This window comes from Klebsiella sp. GG_Kp173 (assembly GCF_040062415.1).
GTDB classification, from domain to species: Bacteria; Pseudomonadota; Gammaproteobacteria; order Enterobacterales; family Enterobacteriaceae; genus Klebsiella; species Klebsiella quasipneumoniae.
In genome coordinates this window covers 1-20,158 of the sequence record NZ_JBEAFZ010000001.1, presented here as the reverse complement: position 1 = coordinate 20,158, position 20,158 = coordinate 1, and the positions used below count along the sequence as shown (strand labels likewise).

The following is a 20,158-nucleotide window of genomic DNA, read 5'->3' as shown; positions in this document are numbered from 1 at the left end:
TTATCCTTCCTGCTCAATCCGGGTTAATACGCTGCGCAGCGCCGGGCCATATTCATACTTCCCGGGGCAGACGTAGGTGCAGAGCGCCAGATCTTCTTCATCCAGCTCCAGACAGCCCAGCGCCTGAGCGCTGTCGGTGTCCCCGGCCAGCAAATCGCGCAGCAGTATGGTCGGCAGGATATCCAGCGGCATCACCCGTTCGTAGTTGCCGATCGGCACCATCGCCCGCTCGCCGCCGTGGGTATCGGTGGAGAAATGAAAGCGCTTGCGCCTGAAGAAATGGCCTAGCGTAGTGCGGGTAATCGAGAACTTCTCTTTGCCCGGCATCACCCAGCCAAACAGCTCTTTTTCCCGACCTTCGCGAACTACGCTCACCTGCAGATGGAAACGCCCGAGGAAGGCGTGGGGGCCGTGGGCGCGGGTACCGCTAAGTACCGAGCCGGAAATGACGCGGTTTTCCCCCTCCTCCAGCTCGCCCGCCAGCAGATCGTCCAGACTGGCGCCCAGCGTCGTTTTGACCAGCCGCGGCGACTTCACCTGCGGGCCGCCGAGCGCAATCACCCGCTCGCAGTTCAGCTCACCTTCAAGGAAAAGCTTACCAATGGCGATCGCATCCTGATAATTGAGGTGCCAGACCTGCTTATTCAGGCTCACCGGCTCCAGAAAGTGAATATGCGTTCCCGGCAGCCCCGCCGGGTGCGGCCCGGTGAACTGGTTAAAACAGACCTGGCCGGCTGGATGACCGCCGAGCTTACCGCCGCTGGGCTGGCAGACGTGGACTTTCCCGTCGGTCAGACGCGTCAGCACGGTAAGGCCGGCGTCGAAAGCGGCCCGTTCGGCCAGAATAATCGGCTGCGGCTCCGCCGCCAGCGGATTGGTATCCATGGCGTTAACAAAGATAGCGGCCGGCACGCTGCCCGGCTGCGGCGTTTTACTGAACGGCCGTGTGCGCAGCGCCGTCCACAGGCCCGACGCCAACAGCTGCTGCTGCACGGTGTCGCGCGGCAGTTCAGCCAGCGCGTCCGCGGCGTAACGGGTAAACGCCACCGCGTCATTGCCCTCGATATCAATCACCACCGACTGCAACACGCGCCGTTCACCGCGGTGGATCGCGCTGACGACCCCGCTCGCCGGGGCGGTAAAGCAGACGCCGGGGATCTTTTTATCTTCGAACAGGATCTGACCTTTTTTGACCCGATCGCCTTCTTTGACCGCCATGGCGGGACGCATGCCGACGTACTCTTCGCCGAGTAGCGCGACGCGCTTCACCGCTGGCGCGGAAGAAATCTGCTGTAATGGCATGCCAGCTATGGGCAAATCCAGCCCCTTCGTGATTTTAATCATATCGTTAGCAGGTATCCGTAACCTCAACCCCGACGCAGGCCGGGGCCAGCTTATTGACAGAATGGTAGAGAAGAAAGGGCAAAACGGCGCCAGTAGCGCTCAGGACGGAAGAGAAGCATCCTTTCTTACTCTGGTGATGAACCGGCGCAAGTGTAACATTTCGTGAGCGGCGGCTGTAGCGCAAGGGGCGATAAGTGCTTCTAAAATGCGAGCTATTGCGCAAAGTTCTCACTGTGTTTTCGTCGCCGTCAGGGTATAAAGTGAGGCGGAATTGTAAACGCCGCCACGTCGCCCTTGCGAAAAAATGCCGTGATGCTAATGTGAGCGCTCTAAATCCAGAAAACTCTGATTTCGGGTCTCTCTTGCCGTCCTGGCAATGTGGCTATTTTGTTTTATCAAGGAACAAGCAGTATGCGCAAAATCGCATTATTTATTGCGATGCTTCTGCTGCCGTGCGTGTCATTTGCCGGGCTGCTCAGCAGCAACAGCCCGACGACGCCGGTTAGCAAAGAATATAAGCAGCAATTAATGGGTTCACCGGTTTACATTGAGATCTTTAAAGAAGAGCGCATGCTCGACCTTTACGTCAAAATGGGTGAGACCTACCAGCTCCTCGACAGCTATCGGATCTGCAACTACTCCGGTGGCCTGGGCCCGAAACAGCGCCAGGGCGATTTCAAGAGCCCGGAAGGGTTCTATAACGTCACCCGCAGCCAGCTCAAACCCGACAGCCGCTTCTATAAAGCGATTAATATCGGCTTCCCGAACGCCTACGATCGCGCCCATGGTTATGAAGGGAAATACCTGATGATCCACGGCGACTGCGTCTCTATCGGCTGCTACGCCATGACCGACCGCGGGATCGATGAGATCTTCCAGTTCGTGACCGGCGCCTTAGTCTTCGGTCAGCCAAGCGTGCAGGTGAGTATCTATCCGTTCCGCATGACCAACGCCAATATGGAACGCCACAAATACTCCTACTATGCGGATTTCTGGAAACAGCTAAAGCCTGGCTATGATTATTTCCAGCAGACCCACAAACCGCCGATCGTATCAGTGACCGACGGCCGCTATGTGGTGAGCAAGCCGCTCAGCCACGAGGTTGTCCAGCCGCAGCTGGCCTCAAACTATACGCTCCCCGAGACAAAATAACGCCCACTCGCCTGGCATGATCTTATGCCAGGTTTCATTGGCCGTCAGCGGCTGCGTGGCGATAACCGTGACCACATCGTTGGGTGTGGTCTCGCGTTGAAAGTCGATCTCCACATCCTGGTCCAGCAGTTTTGCCACGCCGAACGGCGCCCGCCGGGTGATCCAGTGCAGGTTGGTCGAGCAGAACGCCATCACATAGCGTCCGTCCGACAGCAGCATATTGAACACCCCTTTCTCACGCAGCTCCCCCGCCAGGGTGGCGATATACTTAAATACGCCCAGCATATTGCCCGGCGTACGCGGGTAGCGCTCGGTTAAGCGGTGCAGCAGCCAGCAGAAGGCCTTTTCACTGTCGGTTTCACCTACCGGGTGGAAATTGCCGGTTTTCAGCGATTTATAGCCTTTGAGCTGCCCGTTGTGCGCGTAGGTCCAGTTGCGCCCCCACAGCTCGCGGGTGAACGGATGCGTATTCTCCAGGGCCACCATCCCGCGGTTGGCCTGACGAATATGCGCGACGACGGAACAGGACTTAATCGGGTAATCCTGGACCAGTTTCGCGATCGGCGACTGAAAGCTCGGCTGCGGATCTTTGAATGTGCGACAGCCTTTGCCTTCATAGAAGGTGATGCCCCAGCCGTCTTTATGCGGCCCCGTCCCGCCTCCGCGCTGTACCAGCCCGGTAAAGCTAAAACAGATATCTGTTGGCACATTGGCGCTCATCCCGAGCAGTTCGCACATAGATCACCTCACCATCACAAATCACGACGGCGCCAAAGCGAGGCCGCCGTCAACAGTACACACTCACCTGCCTGTTAGCCTTTCGCCATCTCTTTTTCGATCAGCATAATCAGGATATGGATCACTTTGATGTGGATCTCCTGAATGCGGTCGGCGTAGCCAAAGTGCGGCACGCGAATTTCAACATCGGCGCTACCGGCCATTTTACCGCCGTCTTTACCGGTCAGGGTGATCACTTTCATCCCCTGCGCCCGCGCGGCTTCAATGGCCTTGATAACGTTGCCGGAGTTGCCGGAGGTGGAGATGCCAAGCAGCACATCGCCCGCGCGGCCGACGGATTCAACGTAGCGGGAGAATACATACTCATAGCCAAAATCATTGCTCACACAGGAGAGATGGCTGACGTCGGAGATCGCAATGGCAGGATAACCCGGGCGGTTTTCGCGATAACGTCCGGTCAGCTCTTCCGCAAAATGCATCGCATCGCAATGGGAACCGCCGTTACCGCAGGACAGCACTTTACCACCCGCCTTAAAGCTATCCGCCAGCAGGACAGCGGCACGCTGGATAGCATGGATATTGGCTTCGTCCTGCAGAAAGTTAGCCAGCGTTTCCGCGGCTTCGTTCAGTTCGTTACGAATAAGATCCTGGTACATGAGGATAATCCTTCAGTATGAGTGGAATAACCCTGGCAGTGTACCGGATAGCCGCCGAAGCGAGAAGCAGCAGGCAGCGTTATCCCCCGCCCTTTTGATTTTATGTGCCGCTTTTGCATACAACAATGTGAGCAAGGTTGTAATTATTTTGTAAACACATTGCTAAATAAAAAAGCATGCACTACAACCAATACATCACAAGTGGTCAGACCTCCTACAAGCACAGGGAGCATTTCTCTATGATGATTTTGAGTATTGTTGCAACCGTTGTTTTACTCGGTGCGCTCTTCTATCACCGGGTCAGCCTGCTGCTCAGCAGCGTGATCTTGCTCGCCTGGACCGCAGCGCTCGGCGCGGCCGGTCTGTGGAATATCTGGCTGCTGCTGCCGCTGGCGATCATTCTGTTACCGTTTAACTTTGCGCCTATGCGTAAATCCATGATTTCCGCACCGGCGTTTCGCGCTTTCCGCAAGGTGATGCCGCCGATGTCGCGTACTGAAAAAGAAGCCATCGACGCCGGGACCACCTGGTGGGAAGGGGATCTGTTTCGCGGCAACCCTGACTGGCACAAGCTGCATAACTATCCGCAGCCGCGTCTGACCGCCGAAGAGCAAGCCTTCCTCGACGGCCCGGTGGAAGAAGCCTGCCGGATGGCCAACGACTTCGCCATCACCCACGAAATGGCCGATCTGCCGCCGGAGCTGTGGGCGTATCTGAAAGAGCATCGCTTCTTCGCGATGATCATTAAGAAAGAGTATGGCGGGCTTGAGTTCTCCGCTTATGCCCAGTCGCGGGTGCTGCAGAAGCTCTCTGGCGTCTCCGGCATTCTGGCGATCACCGTCGGCGTCCCGAACTCACTGGGGCCGGGCGAGCTGCTGCAGCATTACGGTACCGAAGAGCAGAAAAACCATTATCTGCCGCGTCTGGCGCGCGGGCAGGAGATCCCCTGCTTCGCTCTCACTAGCCCGGAAGCGGGCTCTGACGCCGGCGCCATCCCGGATACCGGCGTGGTCTGCATGGGTGACTGGCAGGGCCAGCAGGTGCTGGGTATGCGCCTGACATGGAACAAACGCTACATTACGCTGGCGCCTATCGCCACCGTGCTGGGACTGGCGTTTAAACTTTCTGACCCGGATCGTCTGCTGGGGGGAGAAGAAGAGCTGGGCATCACCTGCGCGCTGATCCCGACCTCCACCCCGGGCGTGGAAATTGGCCGTCGCCACTTCCCGCTTAACGTCCCGTTCCAGAACGGCCCAACCCGCGGCAAAGATATCTTCGTGCCGATCGATTACATCATTGGTGGGCCGGGGATGGCCGGTCAGGGCTGGCGCATGCTGGTTGAATGTCTGTCGGTGGGACGCGGTATTACTCTGCCGTCCAACTCCACCGGCGGCCTGAAATCGGTGGCTATGGCTACCGGGGCTTACGCCCATATTCGCCGCCAGTTCAAAATCTCGATCGGTAAAATGGAAGGGATTGAAGAGGCGCTGGCGCGCATTGCCGGTAATGCTTATGTAATGGACGCTGCGGCGTCGCTTATCACCTACGGCATTATGCTCGGCGAGAAACCGGCGGTGCTCTCCGCGATCGTGAAATATCACTGCACCCACCGCGGCCAGCGCTCCATTATCGACGCAATGGATATTACCGGCGGGAAAGGCATTATGCTGGGCGAAGGCAACTTCCTCGCCCGGGCCTATCAGGGCGCGCCTATCGCCATCACCGTGGAAGGGGCGAACATTCTGACCCGCAGCATGATGATCTTCGGTCAGGGTGCGATCCGCTGCCATCCATACGTGCTGGAGGAGATGGCTGCCGCGCAGAACAACGACCTGAACGCCTATGACAAGCTGCTGTTCAAACATATCGGCCACGTCGGTAGTAACAAAGTACGGAGTTTCTGGCTGGGCCTGACCGGCGGACGCACCAGCAGCGCGCCGACCCGTGACGCCACCCGTCGTTACTATCAGCAAATGAACCGTCTGAGTGCCAACCTCGCGCTGCTGTCAGACGTGTCGATGGCGGTGCTGGGCGGCAGTCTCAAGCGTCGCGAACGTATCTCCGCGCGTCTGGGGGATGTGTTAAGCCAGCTGTACCTGGCCTCGGCGGTGCTGAAACGCTATGACGATGAAGGACGCAATGAAGCCGATCTGCCGCTGGTTCACTGGGGGGTGCAGGATGCGCTGCATCAGGCCGAGCAGGCCATCGACGATCTGCTGAAAAACTTCCCCAACCGTCTGGTGGCTGGCGCAATGCGGCTGGTCATCTTCCCGACCGGTCGTCATCATCATGCGCCGTCGGATAAGCTGGACCATAAAGTCGCTAAAATTCTGCAGGTGCCCAGCGCCACCCGCTCCCGCATCGGTCGCGGTCAGTACCTGACGCCGAGCGAGCATAACCCGGTTGGTCTGCTGGAAGAGGCCCTGCTGGAAGTGATGGCGGCCGATCCTATCCATCAGCGGATCTGCAAAGAGTTGGGTAAAAACCTGCCGTTCACCCGTCTGGATGAGCTGGCACACAACGCGCTGGCCAAAGGATTAATAAATCAGGAAGAAGCCGCTATTCTGACCCGCGCAGAGCACAGTCGCTTGCGCAGCATTAACGTCGACGACTTTGCGCCAGAGGAGCTGGCGACAAAGCCGGTAAAGCTGCCGGAAAAAGTTCGCAACGTTGAAGCCGCATAATAAAACAATCACCACATCACACGCCGGGCGGGGAATTTTCCCCGCCTTTTTTTCGTCCCCCCCTCCTCCGTGGCTTCTGTCAGTAGCATTTTTTTAACAAAATATTCCGCTGACCGCCGCGAGGCTGATATGGTGTTACAGTTAACCTAACCCCCTCATGAGAATGGAGTTGACCATTGTGCCTGGCCTGAAAATTACGCTGTTGCAACAACCGCTGGTCTGGATGGACGGCCCTGCCAACCTGCGCCATTTTGATCGCCAACTGGAAGGGATTGTCGGGCGTGATATCATTGTTTTACCTGAGATGTTTACCACCGGCTTTGCGATGGAAGCGGCAAAACAGTCTTTACCCGAGGCCGAGGTGGTGGAGTGGATGCATGCCCGGGCCGCGCAAACCCAGGCGCTGATTGCCGGCAGCGCAGCGCTGCAAACCGAACACGGCGCTGTTAACCGCTTCCTGCTGGTCGAGCCCGACGGTACGGTGCACCATTATGATAAACGGCACCTGTTCCGTATGGCCGATGAACACCATCATTATGAGGCTGGTGACCGACGCGTGGTCTTTGAATGGCGCGGATGGCGTATCCTGCCGCTGGTCTGTTACGACCTGCGCTTTCCGGTATGGTCGCGTAATCTGAACGACTATGATTTGGCGCTGTATGTTGCCAACTGGCCGGCGCCGCGCTCCCTGCACTGGCAGTCGCTGCTGGTCGCCCGCGCGATTGAAAACCAGGCCTACGTCGCCGGCTGTAACCGGGTCGGCACCGACGGCAACGGTCATCATTACCGCGGTGATAGCCGGGTTATCAGTCCCCAGGGGGAGATTGTCGCCACCGCCGATCCGCATCAGGCCACTCGTCTTGACGCCGAACTGTCGCTGAGCGCCCTCCAGGAATATCGTGAAAAATTTCCCGCCTGGCGCGATGCCGATCCTTTTACTCTGGATTAATCCCCCTCCGCTTTCTTCCCCCCCTTCTGCGGGAAAAGAAAGCGGAATTTCCTCTTGCAGCGCCCAACAGAATATTTACAGGGCGCCTTTCATTTCTGTTCTACACTCATTAAAAGACCCCACAACCAAACGGGCGGAGATCATTTTCAATTCACTTCTGCTTTGTAAATCATGAGTTTTCTATTGCCAGCTTGTTTTGTTGAACCCGGCTGAGCGTTGGCGTATGAATATTTAATGAGCGTAATGGAAAATGGATAATAATAATCTTCAGTTAATAGAAAAACGGCTGGTCACCCGCTTTCTCGATATGTTTATTCGGTTCGGTCTTATTCTGGCGCTGGCCTCATTCTGTTTTACCGTCTTTTCTCCCTTCGTCAATATGATGCTCTGGGCGTTGATTCTGGCCGTGGCGCTCTATCCTTTACATCAGTATTTTGCCAGACTGTTAGCGGGCAAACAGGGACTGGCGTCGGTGGCGCTGGTGCTGTTAGGTATTTTACTGATTGTTATCCCCACGGTGCTAATGATCACCTCGCTGGCGGAAAGCGCCAGCGCCATGATTGACAAGATGGGCAGCCAGAGCTTTACCATTCCCCCGCCCTCTTCACGAATTGCCTCTTTACCGATCGTTGGCGAGCGGCTTAGCGCCCTGTGGATGCGGGCTTCCGTGGATCTCCCGGGACTGCTCAGCAATTACCGTTCGCAAATCGGCGATATTGCCAAACAGTTCCTCAGCATATTAGCCAGCATGGGCGGCGGACTGATTGGCTTTATTATTTCGTTTATCGTCTCGGGCATTATGATGGCCTGGGGCGCAGCGGGCGCCATCAGCGCCCAGCGTATTGCCATCCGTATTACCGATGAAAATAAAGGCGTGACCCTCACCCGCCTGTGTACCAGCACCATCCGCGCGGTCGCCCAGGGCGTCATCGGGGTGGCATTGATCCAGGCGCTGCTGGTCGGCGTGATCATGCTGATGGCCAGCATTCCCGCCGTCGGGATCTTCTTTATTCTGGCCCTGATCCTCGGCATTGCCCAGGTGCCGGTGATCCTGGTGACGGCCCCGGCCATTGCGCTAATGTGGAGTCTCGGCACCCACAGTACCGGAATGGATATCTTCTACACCATCCTGCTGATCGTCGCCGGTATGGCCGATAACGTGCTCAAACCTCTGCTGCTGGGGCGCGGAGTCGACGCGCCAATGCCGGTAGTCCTGCTGGGCGCCCTCGGCGGAATGGCCTCTAACGGCATTCTCGGTATGTTCCTCGGCGCCACCCTGCTGGCCATCGGCTACCGAATCTTCATGACCTGGGTAAATGAAGGGCAACCCGCCCTGCCGCAGGATAAATAACCGCAGGGGAGCGTTACGCTCCCTTAATTCATTCCATAAACATTCGTACCGCGCACCAGACCAGCAGCAGCGCCAGCAGCAGATTTAACCCTCTTCCATGGCGTTCGAACACCGGCTGAAACAGCTGACCGGCCAGCGCCCAGCAAAGATTGCCGGCAACGCCTATTACTGATAGCAACAGGCTTATCATCACCATCCAGAATGGCTCGCGAGTCACCGGGAGAACAAAGGTCGACAGGGCCGTGATGCCGTACAGGATAATTTTTACATTCACAAACTGCAGCCCCAGGCTGGCCCAGAAGCTGACAGGCCGCTCCTCCTGCCCACCGCTGGCCGGGTCGCTGCGGGCAATGTGCCAGGCCAGCCACAGGATATACCCCGCGCCGACCCAGCGTAGCAGGGAGGTTATCCCCTCATCCAGGGTAACGAGAGTGAACGTCAGCCCGGCACAAATCAGCATGATGATCACAAACCCCAGGCTCATGCCGGCCAGAACCCGCATGCTCCGTCGAAAGCCGTGCGCGGTGACGCTGCTCAGCGCCAGAATATTATTCGGCCCGGGCGTCAGGGCGGTGATCAGGGTGTAAGTTAAAAAGGCGCTAATCAGGGTAGGTGTCACGTGTTTTCTCCTCTTGACTGGCAGACAGTACCCGAAGCTGATAATTTAAAAAAATGAATGTTTTTTCATTCTGAATTCGAGAATGTCGATATAAAGAGGAAATATGGATCTGCGACGCTTTATCACCTTCAAAACGGTTGTCGAAGAAGGATCCTTTCTGCGCGCCTCGCAGAAACTGTGCTGCACCCAGTCCACCGTAACCTTTCATATCCAGCAGCTTGAGCAGGAGCTTGCTATCCCGCTGTTTGAGAAAATTGGCCGGCGGATGTGTCTCACCGCCGCGGGTAAGAATGTCCTGCCGCACGTCTACGATCTGACCAAAGTGATGGCGTCGATTCGCCAGGCGGCGCGCCAGGACGATGAACCCGGCGGCGAACTTCGCGTCGCCACTGGTGAAACCCTGCTGGCGTACAAAATGCCGCCGGTGCTGCAGCGTTTTAAGCAACGCGCCCCGAAGGTCCGCCTGTCACTGCAGTCGCTCAATTGCTATAGCATCCGTGATGCGCTGCTCGCTGACGAAGTCGACCTGGGGGTGTTTTACCGGGTTGGCAACGATGATGCGCTCACCATGATGGAACTTGGCCCGCAGCCGCTGGCGCTGGTCGCGTCAGTCGATCAGGCGCCGGTCGACTTCCTGCGCCCGCGGCAGCATATCCCATTGAGCTTTATCATCAACGAGCCCCAGTGCGTGTTCCGGCAGATTTTTGAAAGTACCCTGCGCCAGCGCGGCATTACCATGGAGAACACCATCGAACTGTGGAGTATTGAAAGCATCAAACAGTGCGTGGCGGGCAATCTTGGGGTGAGCTTCCTGCCGCGCTTTGCGGTAGAGGAGGAACTCAAACGCGGGACGCTGGTCGAGCTGCCGTTCAGCGAGACGCCGCTGACGATCCATGCGCTCTGCGCCCATCACGCCGGGAAAGCAATCAGTCCTGCGATGCGGGTATTCATGCAGTGTATGCAGGAGGAACAAGAGGCGCGCTGAAATTCGGCGACGAAAACGACGAAAGCCTGAATCATTGCTGATTCAGGCTTTCTGAATAGTGGCGGAACGGACGGGACTCGAACCCGCGACCCCCTGCGTGACAGGCAGGTATTCTAACCGACTGAACTACCGCTCCGCGTTTTTGTTCCGTTGGGAACGAGGCGAATATTACGGATTCCCCTCTACCCCGTCAACGCTTTTTCTACCGTTTTGAATCGTTTGCTGCAAAAATCGCCCAACCGCCTACTTTTAATCCATTTGAGTGGTTATCAGGCACGCCACAGGCAGCTTCCGCCTTTCTTTTGTACCAGATCGAGGCGGGATTCATGGTTCACCAGTTCTTCATCAGAGGCATAAACTACCCGTAACTGGCTGGCGGCGCGGACGACGCGCTGAATGCCCATCTCTCCCGCCTGCTGCTGGCTTTCGCCTTCCATAGAGAACGCCATCGACGTCTGGCCGCCGGTCATCATCAAATAGACATCGGCGAGGATCTGGGCATCGAGTAATGCCCCGTGCAGCGTACGCTTGCTGTTATCTATTTCGTAGCGCGAACATAACGCATCCAGACTGTTGCGCTTGCCGGGGAACATTTTCCGCGCCAGTGCCAGACTGTCGGTGATTTTACAAAAGGTCTCGGTTTTTCCAATGCCGCGGTTCAGCTTACCGAACTCATAATCCATAAAGCCGATATCGAACGAGGCGTTATGGATCACCAGCTCCGCGCCGCGGATGTAATCCATAAATTCATCGGCAACATCGGCAAAGGTGGGTTTATCCAGCAGGAATTCATCGGCGATCCCGTGCACGCCGAACGCCTCCGGATCCACCAGCCGATCGGGCTTCAGATAGACGTGGAAATTGTTACCGGTCAGGCGGCGGTTGATCACCTCCACGGCGCCGATCTCAATGATCTTGTGTCCTTCGTAGTGCGCCCCGATCTGGTTCATACCGGTGGTTTCGGTATCGAGAACAATCTGGCGCGTAATTGCAGTGCTCATAGCGGTCATTTATGTCAGACTTATCGTTTACAAATCGATTTCAATTACAGGAAGTCTACCAGAGATGCTCAAACAGGTAGAAATTTTCACCGACGGCTCTTGCCTGGGAAATCCAGGACCCGGCGGTTACGGCGCCATCATGCGCTACCGCCAGCACGAAAAGACCTTCAGCGCCGGCTACCGTCTGACCACCAATAACCGCATGGAACTGATGGCGGCGATCGTCGCTCTCGAAGCGTTAAAAGAGCATTGCGAAGTGGTGCTCAGCACCGACAGCCAGTATGTCCGCCAGGGGATCACCCAGTGGATCCACAACTGGAAAAAGCGCGGCTGGAAAACGGCAGAGAAAAAACCGGTAAAGAATGTCGACCTCTGGCAGCGGCTGGACGCCGCGCTTGGCCAGCATAAGATCAAATGGGAATGGGTGAAGGGCCACGCCGGCCATCCAGAAAACGAACGCTGCGACGAGCTGGCCCGCGCGGCGGCCTCCCATCCCACTCAGGACGACATCGGCTACCAGCCGGAGAGCTAATTCTGCCCCTTGCGCCACTGCCGGGTGGCGCCTACTGCTGGCCGCAGCTGGGTTTTCGCTTTCCCTGACTTCATCGGATTAAGGGTGAGCGGTATGGTCCGTTTGCGAGCGACAATCAATTGCAAACAGCCCAGCGCCGGCAGATGGGTGCTCAGCAGTTTGCCGCCATGCCGCGACCAGGGTAAAACCTGATAACGCCCATAATGCAGCACTTCAAAGTTGAGCAGCGACAGCCAGTCCAGCTGGCGCATCAGCGTAAACATACGGCTGTTGTACGGCGTGCCTTTGCGCAGGACCGGCACCAGTTTACGCAACCCCATCAGGCTCACCGGATTAAACCCGGTCAGGATCATCCAGCCATCATCGATCAGGACGCGATCGGCCTCCCGCAGCAGGCGATGCGGATCGCTGCACCACGGCAGGGTATGCGCCAGCAGGCAGGCGTCGACGGACTTTTCGGCAAAGGGCAAATGCAGCGGGTCGGCCCGGACCTGCATTGGGTTTCCCGCCAGCGAGACATTCACCTGGTGCGAGATGGCGCAAGCTTCGGTATTGATTTCCGCGCTCAGATTGCCAATCTTAAGCAGATGAAAGCCATATAATTTAGCCAGCCATGGCTTCATCTGCTGTTCAAGCGTTTCGCGATAGTATTCGCCCCACGGCATACTGGACCAATGCTCAGGCGCTGTCACTGTATGAGGTATCCTTGCCGGCTTCATTGCCACCTTCCGCTACGCTTTAGAGGTAATTTATGAATCTTATCAGTATTCCCGCGTTTCAGGACAACTACATCTGGGTTCTCATTGAGAATCACGGCCGCTGCATCATCGTTGACCCGGGCGAGGCCGCGCCGATTCTGGCGGCAATCGAGGAAAACCATTGGCAGCCCGAGGCCATTTTACTGACCCATCACCATCAGGATCACGTCGGCGGCGTAAAACAATTACGTGAAAAATTCCCCTCTCTGGTGGTTTACGGGCCGGCAGAAACCCAGGATAAGGGGGTTACTCAGGTAGTAGACGATGGCGATCGGTTGTCAATTCTGGGTCACGATTTTTCCATTTTCTCCACGCCAGGTCACACATTAGGACATATCTGTTACTACAGCGAACCTTATCTGTTTTGCGGCGACACAATGTTCTCCGGCGGCTGCGGAAGGCTGTTCGAAGGCACCGCAGAGCAAATGTATCAATCATTTATGAAAATTAACGCCCTTCCTGCAGAAACCATTATATGTTGCGCACATGAATATACGTTAGCGAATATGAAGTTTGCGTTGAGTATCCTGCCTGATGATAGGGACATAAACGATTACTATCATAAAGTTAATGAGTTACGTGCAAAAAAACAAAAGACACTACCCGTAATTCTGAAAAACGAGCGGCGTATAAATTTATTTTTACGCGTAAATGATGTTGATTTAATTGATAAAATTAACAAAGAAACAAAATTGCAACACTCTGTGGCGCGATTTGCGTGGTTAAGGTCAAAGAAAGACGAATTCTGACATTTAATTCTTGTCATCGGCTAACTTCGCCGTTATCCTTGGTCGTCTTTTAAGCAACTATTGACACACACATGAAGGCACGAGCGATATTATTCGCCTCTGTCCTGCTGGTGGGGTGCCAGGCGTCTAAGCACGATGGCACCGTCGAACAGCGAGCACAGAGCCTTTCTGCGGCTGGTCAAGGGGAAGCAGGCAAGTTCACAAGTCAAGCGCGCTGGTTAGATGATGGAACCTTCTACGCGCAAGACCAGGATCTGTGGACTTCCATAGGCGACGAGCTAAAGATGGGAATACCGGATAACCCCCGGATTCGCGAGCAAAAACAGAAGTACTTAAGAAATAAGAGCTATCTCCACGATGTAACTTTACGGGCAGAGCCGTATATGTACTGGATAGCCGGGCAGGTTAAGAAACGTAACATGCCAATGGAACTGGTATTACTACCCATAGTGGAGAGCGCTTTTGACCCACACGCGACGTCTGGCGCCAATGCCGCAGGCATCTGGCAGATCATTCCGAGCACAGGGCGCAATTATGGTTTAAAACAGACCCGCAGTTACGATGCGCGTCGTGACGTTGTCGCATCGACAACCGCGGCGCTGGACATGATGCAACGTCTGAACAAAATGTTCGACGGCGACTGGTTGTTAACGGTCGCGGCATATAACAGCGGCGAAGGTCGGGTCCTGAAGGCAGTAAAAGCGAACCGTTCGCGTGGCAAACCCACCGATTTCTGGTCGCTGTCTCTGCCGCATGAAACGAAAGTCTACGTACCGAAAATGCTGGCATTGAGCGACATCCTCAAAAACAGCAAACGTTACGGCGTAAAGTTGCCTACGGCTGATGAAAGCCGTGCGCTGGCGCGCGTTCGCCTCGACAGTCCGGTTGAGATTTCTCAGCTCGCGGATATGGCCGGTATGCCGGTCAGCAAGCTGAAGACCTTCAACGCCGGCGTAAAGGGGTCAACGCTGGGCGCTAGCGGGCCAAAGTACGTCATGGTGCCGCAGAAGCACGCAGCCCAACTGCGTGAATCGCTGGCCTCTGGCGACATTGCCGCCGTACAGCCGACGCAGCTCGCGGATAATACGCCGCTGACCAGCCGAAGCTATAAGGTGCGTTCCGGCGACACCATTTCCGGGATTGCTTCCCGTCTCGGTGTGACAACCCGCGATCTGCAGCAGTGGAATAACCTGCGCGGCTCTGGGTTGAAGGTTGGACAGAACCTGGTTATCGGCGCCGGCAGCAGCGCGCAGCGTCTGGCGAATAACAGCGATAGCATCACCTATCGCGTTCGCAAAGGTGACTCGCTGTCGAGCATCGCCAAACGTCATGGCGTTAATATTCGCGACGTCATGCGCTGGAACAGCGATACCGACAATCTGCGGCCTGGCGATCAGCTAACCCTGTTTGTGAAAAACAGCGATCGACCAGAGTCCTGATACGTCAGGGTTCGATAAAAAGGCACCGACTTCCCCCGGTGCCTTTTTTGTTGTCCGTATTAAACCGCTTTATGCGCTTCAAACATGATGGTATCGCTGGTAAAGGAACCATCCTGCTGTAACTCAAAGTAGGCTTTCACCTCCGCCGAGGCGCTCTGCTGGTATAAACGAATCGCCTCCACCAGCGGCTCAGGGGTACGCATCCGCGCCACCCACGAACTGAACTCCAGCGGCAGGCGATCGGTCAACAGCCGATTAATCACCAGCCCCGCCTCCGTCGCCAGCGTCAGCCACTCGCCGCTGGAATAATTACGCACGTGCGAGGTATCGCGCAGGGCTTCCACGGTCTGCAGCCAGACATCACGCACCGCATGGCCCGGCGACATCACGTCCATCACGATCATCACCCCACCCGGCTTGAGAACACGCTTCACCTCGCGCAGTGCCTGGCCAACGTCATGCCAGTGATGAGCGGAATAGCGGCTGATAACGATATCAAAGCTGGCATCAGCGAACGGCAGCGTTTCGGCATACCCCTGCTGGGTCACGATATTGCTAAAACCTTTTTCCTTTGCCGCGGCGGCAACGACCTCCAGCATCTGGCTCGATAAATCATAGGCGGTAACCTCGGCAACCTGTCCCGCCGCGGTAAAGCTGGCGTGCCCTGCCCCGCAGCCCATATCCAGCACTTTCGCCTGCGGAAAATCAGCCAGACGTTCCGCCAGCCGCTGCAGATCGCGACCAGAGGCGTGTACGGCGCTGGTCAGATAGGCGCTGGCCTGGGAGCCGAACTGCTTTTCAACGTTGTCATGGTGAGAGCGTGTTGTCATGTTGTCTTGTCCTTACGGTTTTTTGAGTAATAAAAGGCAGCACTATGCATGCACAGGCCTGCCCCATGGCAGGCCTGACCAACCTTAAATTAATCAGGCTTGCCGGGACTGAATTCGACTAGTAGCGGGTTGTGGTCGGAGGCGCGGGTTACCAGCACGGAAGCATCGTGCACGCTTAACCCACGGTAGAACACAAAATCGAGCGGGCGACCAAACGCGCGACGGCGCTGGTCGTCAGAGAAACGAACTTCACGCAGCGACATCTCGCGTGCAAAGCGGTACAGCGCGTTCATTCGCGGCCGGCTCCAGGCATTGAAGTCCCCGGCCATAATCACCGGCCCGCTGTGATGGGCAATCTGATCGCCAATCGGCAGCAGCTGTTTGCTGTAGACGTCGACGCCAAGGCTGAAGTTGACGGCATGGATATTGACCACCATTAACAACCGCGCATCGGGCAGCGGATAAACGGTCACTAATGCTGATTTAGGCAGACGCAAAATTGGTTCACGCTCGCGCAATGGGCAGCAATAGATAGGATGGGCGGAAGCCAGCGTCATCACGCCGGAAGGATGCTGGGGCAGCACCAGCGCAGGCACCTGATCGGCGGCCAGATAGTTGGTGGTCGCGAACCTGACCAGCTCCGGCGTCGTCTGCGCCTCCTGTAACAGGACCAAATGCGCGTCTTTGCCAAAATTCTTAAGGACCGACTGCCACTCTGCTCGCTGCTGTTTGAAGATATTCCACACCAGCACGCGGATCTTCTCATCGCTGCTTAACGGCGTGCCGGCGGGATAAACCGGACTCACGCCCGCAAACGCCCCCGGAGGCAATATTCTCTCCGCAGGTTGTCCGGCGACATAGCGCATGGCGTAGGTGTTCTTTCGCAATTTGGGCATTAATCCTCGATAACAGAAACCAGCCCGACGACGACTGGTTCTTCTGTTATAGGGATTTTCCCATACACTTTCAATGCAATTTGCGAGAAACCCTTAGCCTTCGGGAGAAAGCGCTGCCGAACGGCGCGGCAATTTATCTAAACGCCCGCTCAGGACCACCAACAGCAAAGCGACCAGCACAATCACCGCGCCAATCCACGGCGTCTGCGCCAGACCGTACCGCTCAACCGTCTGTCCGCCGACGATCGATCCCAGCGCGATGCCGACGTTGAAGGCGGCGATATTCAGACCGGAAGCGATGTCGACAGCCCCCGGGGTATACTGCTCTGCTTTTTGCACCACATAGACCTGCAGACCCGGCACGTTGCCGAAGGCGAAAACGCCCATCACCAGCACCGTTGCCAGCGCGGCATAGTGAACGCTGGCGGTCAGCTGGAACACCAGCAGCAGCACAACCAGCGCGGCGAAGATAAACTTCAGCGCGGAGACGGCGCCATGCTTATCGGCCAGTTTGCCGCCCCATACGTTGCCGATAGCCACCGAGACGCCATAGCCCAGCAGGATCCAGCTCACCGCTGAGGGGCTGAAGCCGGCCAGCTCCTGCATCATCGGCGCAAGGAAGGTAAAAGCGGTAAACACGCCGCCATAGCCCAGCGCGGTAATGGCATAGATCATCAGCAGGCGCGGATGGGTTAAGACTTTCAGCTGATCGCGCAGGCTGGCGCTGGCGCGGCCCGGAATATTATTCGGCACCAGAATCAGACTGCTGACAAGCGCAATTACACCCAGAATCGATACCGCGAGGAAGGTTTCCCGCCAGCCAAAATGCTGACCAATAAAGGTGCCAAAGGGAACGCCGGTCACCAGCGCGACCGTCAGGCCGCCGAACATAATGGCGATGGCCGAGGCTGCCTTCTCTTTTGCCACCAGGCTGGTGGCGATTGTCGAGCCAATAGAGAAGAACACGCCGTGCGCCAGGCCGGTCAGCAGGCGCGCCAGGATCAGCGTTTCATAGCCTGGAGCCTGCCAGGCCAGCACATTACCCGCCGTAAACAGGACCATCAACGCCAGCAGCAGCTGTTTACGCGGCATACGCCCGGTTAATGCCGTCAGCACCGGGGCGCCGATCGCCACGCCCAGCGCGTAGATAGAGACCAGCAGTCCCGCAGAAGGTAGAGAGATAGAGAGTTGTTGGGCAATCGTCGGGACCAGGCCGACAATCACGAATTCAGTGGTGCCAATTGCAAAGGCACCGATGGTTAAGGCAAATAGCGCCAGTGGCATAATTTACTCCGTAGCATCAGGATTAAGATGACACGTAGTATGAAGGGTTGTATAAATAACAAAAACTATCAAAGTATCAATAGAATTTTGCTACAGGTGCAATAATGAGAGCCACATCCGAGGAGATCGCCATCTTTGTGGCGGTAGTGGAAAGCGGGAGTTTCAGCCGGGCAGCCGAACAGCTGGGTCAGGCCAACTCTGCCGTCAGCCGGGCAGTCAAAAAGCTCGAATCAAAGCTTGGTGTCAGCCTGCTTAATCGGACCACCCGCCAGCTCAGTCTGACAGAGGAAGGCGAGCGCTATTTTCGGCGGATGCAGGTGGTATTGCAGGAGATGGCGGCGGCAGAAAATGACTTGCTGGAAACGCGCACGACGCCGCGGGGCTTGCTGCGGGTGGATGCCGCGACGCCGGTGATGCTGCATTTTCTCATGCCGCTGGTGAAGCCGTTTCGCGAGCGTTACCCGGAAATGACGCTGTCGCTCGTCTCTTCAGAGACGTTTATTAACCTGATTGAACGGAAAGTGGATGTAGCGATACGGGCCGGAACCTTAACGGATTCCAGCCTGCGCGCCCGACCGCTGTTCACCAGCTATCGTAAGATCGTCGCCTCGCCAGCGTATGTCTCGCGCTACGGTGTGCCGCAGCATCCGTCAGATCTGAAACAACATCAGTGTCTGGGCTTCACTGAACCCGTCTCTCTGAACACCTGGCCAGTCTCCTGTTGCGATGGTCAGTTGTTAGAGATTGAGGCGGCGGTGTCATCAAACAGTGGGGAAACCCTCAAACAACTGTGTCTGACCGGCAACGGTATTGCCTGTCTGTCGGATTATATGGTGGATAAAGAGATAGCCAGCGGTGAGTTTGTTGAACTACTGGCCGACAAACGCTTGCCGGTGGAGATGCCCTTCAGTGCGGTGTACTACAGCGACAGAGCCGTCAGTACACGTATCAGGGCGTTTATTGATTTTCTAAGCGAACACGTAAAACAGCTCCCGAAGGAGCTGTCGTAGTACCCTCTGATAGGCATGCCGGAAGCGGGAGATTAATCCCACTGCGGCGCCAGACCTTCCGGGCTCACCAGCCGATCGTTGCAATCCAGCGCAGCGATCGCCTGGCGATCTTCATCATCCAGCTGCAGATCCAACGCCTTCAGGTTGCTGGCCAGGTTCTCACGCTTCGTCGAGGACGGGATTACCGCGTACCCCTCGCCCATCGCCCATGCCAGGATAACCTGCGCCGGAGTCGCGTTATGTTTCGCCGCGATACGGGCAATCACCTCATCTTTCAGTGCTTTACCGTAGGCCAGGGTCATATAAGAGGTGATATGGATACCGTGCTCACGCGCCCAATCGACGACTTTACGGTTTTGCAGATACGGCGAGAGTTCAATCTGATTGGTAGCAATGTTTTCAGCGCCAACGGCGGCAATCGCGCGCTCCATCAGTGGAATAGTGAAGTTGGAGATACCGATCTGACGGGTCAGGCCGAGCGTCTTCGCTTCCATCAGAGCGGCCATAAACTCTTCAACAGCCACCGCATCGTTCGGTGACGGCCAGTGGATCAGCGTCAGATCAACATAGTCAGTGCGCAGCTTCTGCAGGCTCTCTTGCAGGCTGGCGATGAGTTTGTCTTTGCTCAGGTTCTCGATCCAGATTTTGGTCGTGATGAACAACTCATCACGCGGCACGCCGCTCTCAGCGATAGCCTGACCCACCGCGGCTTCGTTGTCATAGATTTGCGCGGTGTCGATAGTACGATAGCCCAGCTCCAGCGCGGTTTTTACGGATGCGATAACAACATCTTCTTTCAGACGGAAGGTGCCAAGACCAAATGCAGGGATTGCCATGTTTTTCCTCGTTATTTGTTCATTTCGGTTAACGGATGAAATTATGGCGGATGGTGTGGAGGGGAAAAAGAGCGATTAATGCAGAGGATTTTTGCTGATTTAGCAATAATCGGGAACATATGAAACAAAAAAGCCCTGAGCAAATGCTCAGGGCTCTTAATAAGTGGCGGAACGGACGGGACTCGAACCCGCGACCCCCTGCGTGACAGGCAGGTATTCTAACCGACTGAACTACCGCTCCACCGAATTTTTTCGCTTTATGACCACCGGTTGTCACCCCGGCTTACTGCAATTTGATGCCTGGCAGTTCCCTACTCTCACATGGGGAGACCCCACACTACCATC

General features: G+C 56.3%; 19 protein-coding genes and 2 tRNA genes. 9 read left to right on the top strand and 12 right to left on the bottom strand.

The genetic code is table 11. The features are described from left to right. Nucleotides 1–1,344, bottom strand: coding sequence for a Na(+)-translocating NADH-quinone reductase subunit A (locus ABLU50_RS00105; RefSeq protein ID WP_087832612.1), 1,344 nt, complete (start codon nt 1,342–1,344; stop codon nt 1–3). Nucleotides 1,345–1,755: 411 nt separating this feature from the next. Between ABLU50_RS00105 and dpaA the strand changes: the two genes are divergently transcribed. Next, nucleotides 1,756–2,496: a peptidoglycan meso-diaminopimelic acid protein amidase gene (gene dpaA, locus ABLU50_RS00100; protein WP_032455591.1), complete on the top strand. Its 741-nt coding sequence runs from the start codon at nt 1,756–1,758 to the stop codon at nt 2,494–2,496. Here the strand turns inward: dpaA and ABLU50_RS00095 are convergent. Next, nucleotides 2,467–3,234: a class II glutamine amidotransferase gene (locus ABLU50_RS00095; RefSeq protein ID WP_004204630.1), complete on the bottom strand. Its 768-nt coding sequence runs from the start codon at nt 3,232–3,234 to the stop codon at nt 2,467–2,469. The genes dpaA and ABLU50_RS00095 overlap by 30 nt on opposite strands. A gap of 74 nt (nt 3,235–3,308) precedes the next feature. After that, nucleotides 3,309–3,890 (bottom strand): D-sedoheptulose 7-phosphate isomerase, encoded by a 582-nt coding sequence (gene lpcA / locus ABLU50_RS00090; protein WP_004145825.1) that lies wholly within the window; start codon nt 3,888–3,890, stop codon nt 3,309–3,311. Between the two features lie 239 nt (nt 3,891–4,129). Between lpcA and fadE the strand changes: the two genes are divergently transcribed. The 3 genes from fadE to ABLU50_RS00075 all read left to right on the top strand — a co-directional run bounded on the left by fadE (nt 4,130) and on the right by ABLU50_RS00075 (nt 8,874). After that, the gene (gene fadE, locus ABLU50_RS00085; protein ID WP_057213524.1) at nt 4,130–6,574 is read left to right on the top strand and encodes an acyl-CoA dehydrogenase FadE; all 2,445 of its coding nucleotides are present in this window, start codon (nt 4,130–4,132) and stop codon (nt 6,572–6,574) included. Between the two features lie 178 nt (nt 6,575–6,752). Beyond that, the gene (locus ABLU50_RS00080; protein WP_087832618.1) at nt 6,753–7,523 is read left to right on the top strand and encodes an amidohydrolase; all 771 of its coding nucleotides are present in this window, start codon (nt 6,753–6,755) and stop codon (nt 7,521–7,523) included. Nucleotides 7,524–7,773: 250 nt separating this feature from the next. Further along, nucleotides 7,774–8,874, top strand: coding sequence for an AI-2E family transporter (locus tag ABLU50_RS00075; RefSeq protein WP_048294202.1), 1,101 nt, complete (start codon nt 7,774–7,776; stop codon nt 8,872–8,874). A gap of 28 nt (nt 8,875–8,902) precedes the next feature. Here ABLU50_RS00075 and eamB read toward each other — a convergent pair whose 3' ends face one another. Further along, complete coding sequence (eamB, locus tag ABLU50_RS00070; protein WP_064170758.1) at nt 8,903–9,493, bottom strand: cysteine/O-acetylserine transporter; 591 nt, start codon at nt 9,491–9,493, stop codon at nt 8,903–8,905. Between the two features lie 103 nt (nt 9,494–9,596). Here eamB and ABLU50_RS00065 point away from each other — a divergent pair, with 103 nt between their 5' ends. Next, the gene (locus ABLU50_RS00065; RefSeq protein WP_012968890.1) at nt 9,597–10,478 is read left to right on the top strand and encodes a LysR family transcriptional regulator; all 882 of its coding nucleotides are present in this window, start codon (nt 9,597–9,599) and stop codon (nt 10,476–10,478) included. A 59-nt stretch (nt 10,479–10,537) separates the two neighbouring features. Here ABLU50_RS00065 and ABLU50_RS00060 read toward each other — a convergent pair. Both ABLU50_RS00060 and dnaQ read right to left on the bottom strand, forming a co-directional pair. Continuing rightward, nucleotides 10,538–10,614: transfer RNA gene (locus ABLU50_RS00060), tRNA-Asp, on the bottom strand. Nucleotides 10,615–10,747: 133 nt separating this feature from the next. Then, nucleotides 10,748–11,479: a DNA polymerase III subunit epsilon gene (gene dnaQ, locus ABLU50_RS00055; RefSeq protein WP_004204621.1), complete on the bottom strand. Its 732-nt coding sequence runs from the start codon at nt 11,477–11,479 to the stop codon at nt 10,748–10,750. 64 nt (nt 11,480–11,543) lie between these two features. On the opposite strand from dnaQ, the gene rnhA reads away from it, so the two are divergent. Next, complete coding sequence (gene rnhA / locus ABLU50_RS00050; protein WP_004204620.1) at nt 11,544–12,011, top strand: ribonuclease HI; 468 nt, start codon at nt 11,544–11,546, stop codon at nt 12,009–12,011. Here rnhA and ABLU50_RS00045 read toward each other — a convergent pair. Next, the gene (locus tag ABLU50_RS00045) at nt 12,008–12,730 is read right to left on the bottom strand and encodes a class I SAM-dependent methyltransferase (protein ID WP_004204619.1); all 723 of its coding nucleotides are present in this window, start codon (nt 12,728–12,730) and stop codon (nt 12,008–12,010) included. The genes rnhA and ABLU50_RS00045 overlap by 4 nt on opposite strands. A 32-nt stretch (nt 12,731–12,762) precedes the next feature. On the opposite strand from ABLU50_RS00045, the gene gloB reads away from it, so the two are divergent. Together gloB and mltD are read left to right on the top strand one after the other, a co-directional pair. Further along, nucleotides 12,763–13,518, top strand: a complete 756-nt coding sequence (gene gloB, locus ABLU50_RS00040) for a hydroxyacylglutathione hydrolase (RefSeq protein ID WP_087832613.1) — start codon at nt 12,763–12,765, stop codon at nt 13,516–13,518. Nucleotides 13,519–13,589: 71 nt separating this feature from the next. After that, entirely contained in the window at nt 13,590–14,957 is a 1,368-nt protein-coding gene (gene mltD, locus ABLU50_RS00035; RefSeq protein ID WP_057213518.1) for a murein transglycosylase D, read from the top strand. 59 nt (nt 14,958–15,016) lie between these two features. Here the strand turns inward: mltD and ABLU50_RS00030 are convergent, their stop codons facing one another. The 3 genes from ABLU50_RS00030 to ABLU50_RS00020 all read right to left on the bottom strand — a co-directional run bounded on the left by ABLU50_RS00030 (nt 15,017) and on the right by ABLU50_RS00020 (nt 17,967). After that, the gene (locus ABLU50_RS00030) at nt 15,017–15,787 is read right to left on the bottom strand and encodes a class I SAM-dependent methyltransferase (protein ID WP_069603742.1); all 771 of its coding nucleotides are present in this window, start codon (nt 15,785–15,787) and stop codon (nt 15,017–15,019) included. Between the two features lie 89 nt (nt 15,788–15,876). Continuing rightward, complete coding sequence (locus ABLU50_RS00025; RefSeq protein ID WP_004204614.1) at nt 15,877–16,674, bottom strand: endonuclease/exonuclease/phosphatase family protein; 798 nt, start codon at nt 16,672–16,674, stop codon at nt 15,877–15,879. Between the two features lie 102 nt (nt 16,675–16,776). Next, nucleotides 16,777–17,967, bottom strand: a complete 1,191-nt coding sequence (locus tag ABLU50_RS00020; protein WP_032455586.1) for an MFS transporter — start codon at nt 17,965–17,967, stop codon at nt 16,777–16,779. 104 nt (nt 17,968–18,071) lie between these two features. On the opposite strand from ABLU50_RS00020, the gene yafC reads away from it, so the two are divergent. Next, nucleotides 18,072–18,977 (top strand): DNA-binding transcriptional regulator YafC, encoded by a 906-nt coding sequence (gene yafC, locus ABLU50_RS00015; RefSeq protein WP_004204612.1) that lies wholly within the window; start codon nt 18,072–18,074, stop codon nt 18,975–18,977. 32 nt (nt 18,978–19,009) lie between these two features. Here the strand turns inward: yafC and dkgB are convergent, their stop codons facing one another. After that, the gene (gene dkgB, locus ABLU50_RS00010; RefSeq protein ID WP_087832614.1) at nt 19,010–19,813 is read right to left on the bottom strand and encodes a 2,5-didehydrogluconate reductase DkgB; all 804 of its coding nucleotides are present in this window, start codon (nt 19,811–19,813) and stop codon (nt 19,010–19,012) included. A 164-nt stretch (nt 19,814–19,977) separates the two neighbouring features. Continuing rightward, nucleotides 19,978–20,054: transfer RNA gene (locus tag ABLU50_RS00005), tRNA-Asp, on the bottom strand. Nucleotides 20,055–20,158: the final 104 nt, after the last annotated feature.

Excerpts from the sequence above, each read along its gene's own strand:
- ABLU50_RS00105 (WP_087832612.1), bottom strand. The coding sequence starts at position 1,344 with ATGATTAAAATCACGAAGGGGCTGGATTTGCCCATAGCTGGCATGCCA.
- dpaA (WP_032455591.1), top strand. The coding sequence starts at position 1,756 with ATGCGCAAAATCGCATTATTTATTGCGATGCTTCTGCTGCCGTGCGTG.
- ABLU50_RS00095 (WP_004204630.1), bottom strand. The coding sequence starts at position 3,234 with ATGTGCGAACTGCTCGGGATGAGCGCCAATGTGCCAACAGATATCTGT.
- lpcA (WP_004145825.1), bottom strand. The coding sequence starts at position 3,890 with ATGTACCAGGATCTTATTCGTAACGAACTGAACGAAGCCGCGGAAACG.
- fadE (WP_057213524.1), top strand. The coding sequence starts at position 4,130 with ATGATGATTTTGAGTATTGTTGCAACCGTTGTTTTACTCGGTGCGCTC.
- ABLU50_RS00075 (WP_048294202.1), top strand. The coding sequence starts at position 7,774 with ATGGATAATAATAATCTTCAGTTAATAGAAAAACGGCTGGTCACCCGC.
- ABLU50_RS00065 (WP_012968890.1), top strand. The coding sequence starts at position 9,597 with ATGGATCTGCGACGCTTTATCACCTTCAAAACGGTTGTCGAAGAAGGA.
- dnaQ (WP_004204621.1), bottom strand. The coding sequence starts at position 11,479 with ATGAGCACTGCAATTACGCGCCAGATTGTTCTCGATACCGAAACCACC.
- rnhA (WP_004204620.1), top strand. The coding sequence starts at position 11,544 with ATGCTCAAACAGGTAGAAATTTTCACCGACGGCTCTTGCCTGGGAAAT.
- ABLU50_RS00045 (WP_004204619.1), bottom strand. The coding sequence starts at position 12,730 with ATGAAGCCGGCAAGGATACCTCATACAGTGACAGCGCCTGAGCATTGG.
- gloB (WP_087832613.1), top strand. The coding sequence starts at position 12,763 with ATGAATCTTATCAGTATTCCCGCGTTTCAGGACAACTACATCTGGGTT.
- mltD (WP_057213518.1), top strand. The coding sequence starts at position 13,590 with ATGAAGGCACGAGCGATATTATTCGCCTCTGTCCTGCTGGTGGGGTGC.
- ABLU50_RS00030 (WP_069603742.1), bottom strand. The coding sequence starts at position 15,787 with ATGACAACACGCTCTCACCATGACAACGTTGAAAAGCAGTTCGGCTCC.
- ABLU50_RS00020 (WP_032455586.1), bottom strand. The coding sequence starts at position 17,967 with ATGCCACTGGCGCTATTTGCCTTAACCATCGGTGCCTTTGCAATTGGC.
- yafC (WP_004204612.1), top strand. The coding sequence starts at position 18,072 with ATGAGAGCCACATCCGAGGAGATCGCCATCTTTGTGGCGGTAGTGGAA.
- dkgB (WP_087832614.1), bottom strand. The coding sequence starts at position 19,813 with ATGGCAATCCCTGCATTTGGTCTTGGCACCTTCCGTCTGAAAGAAGAT.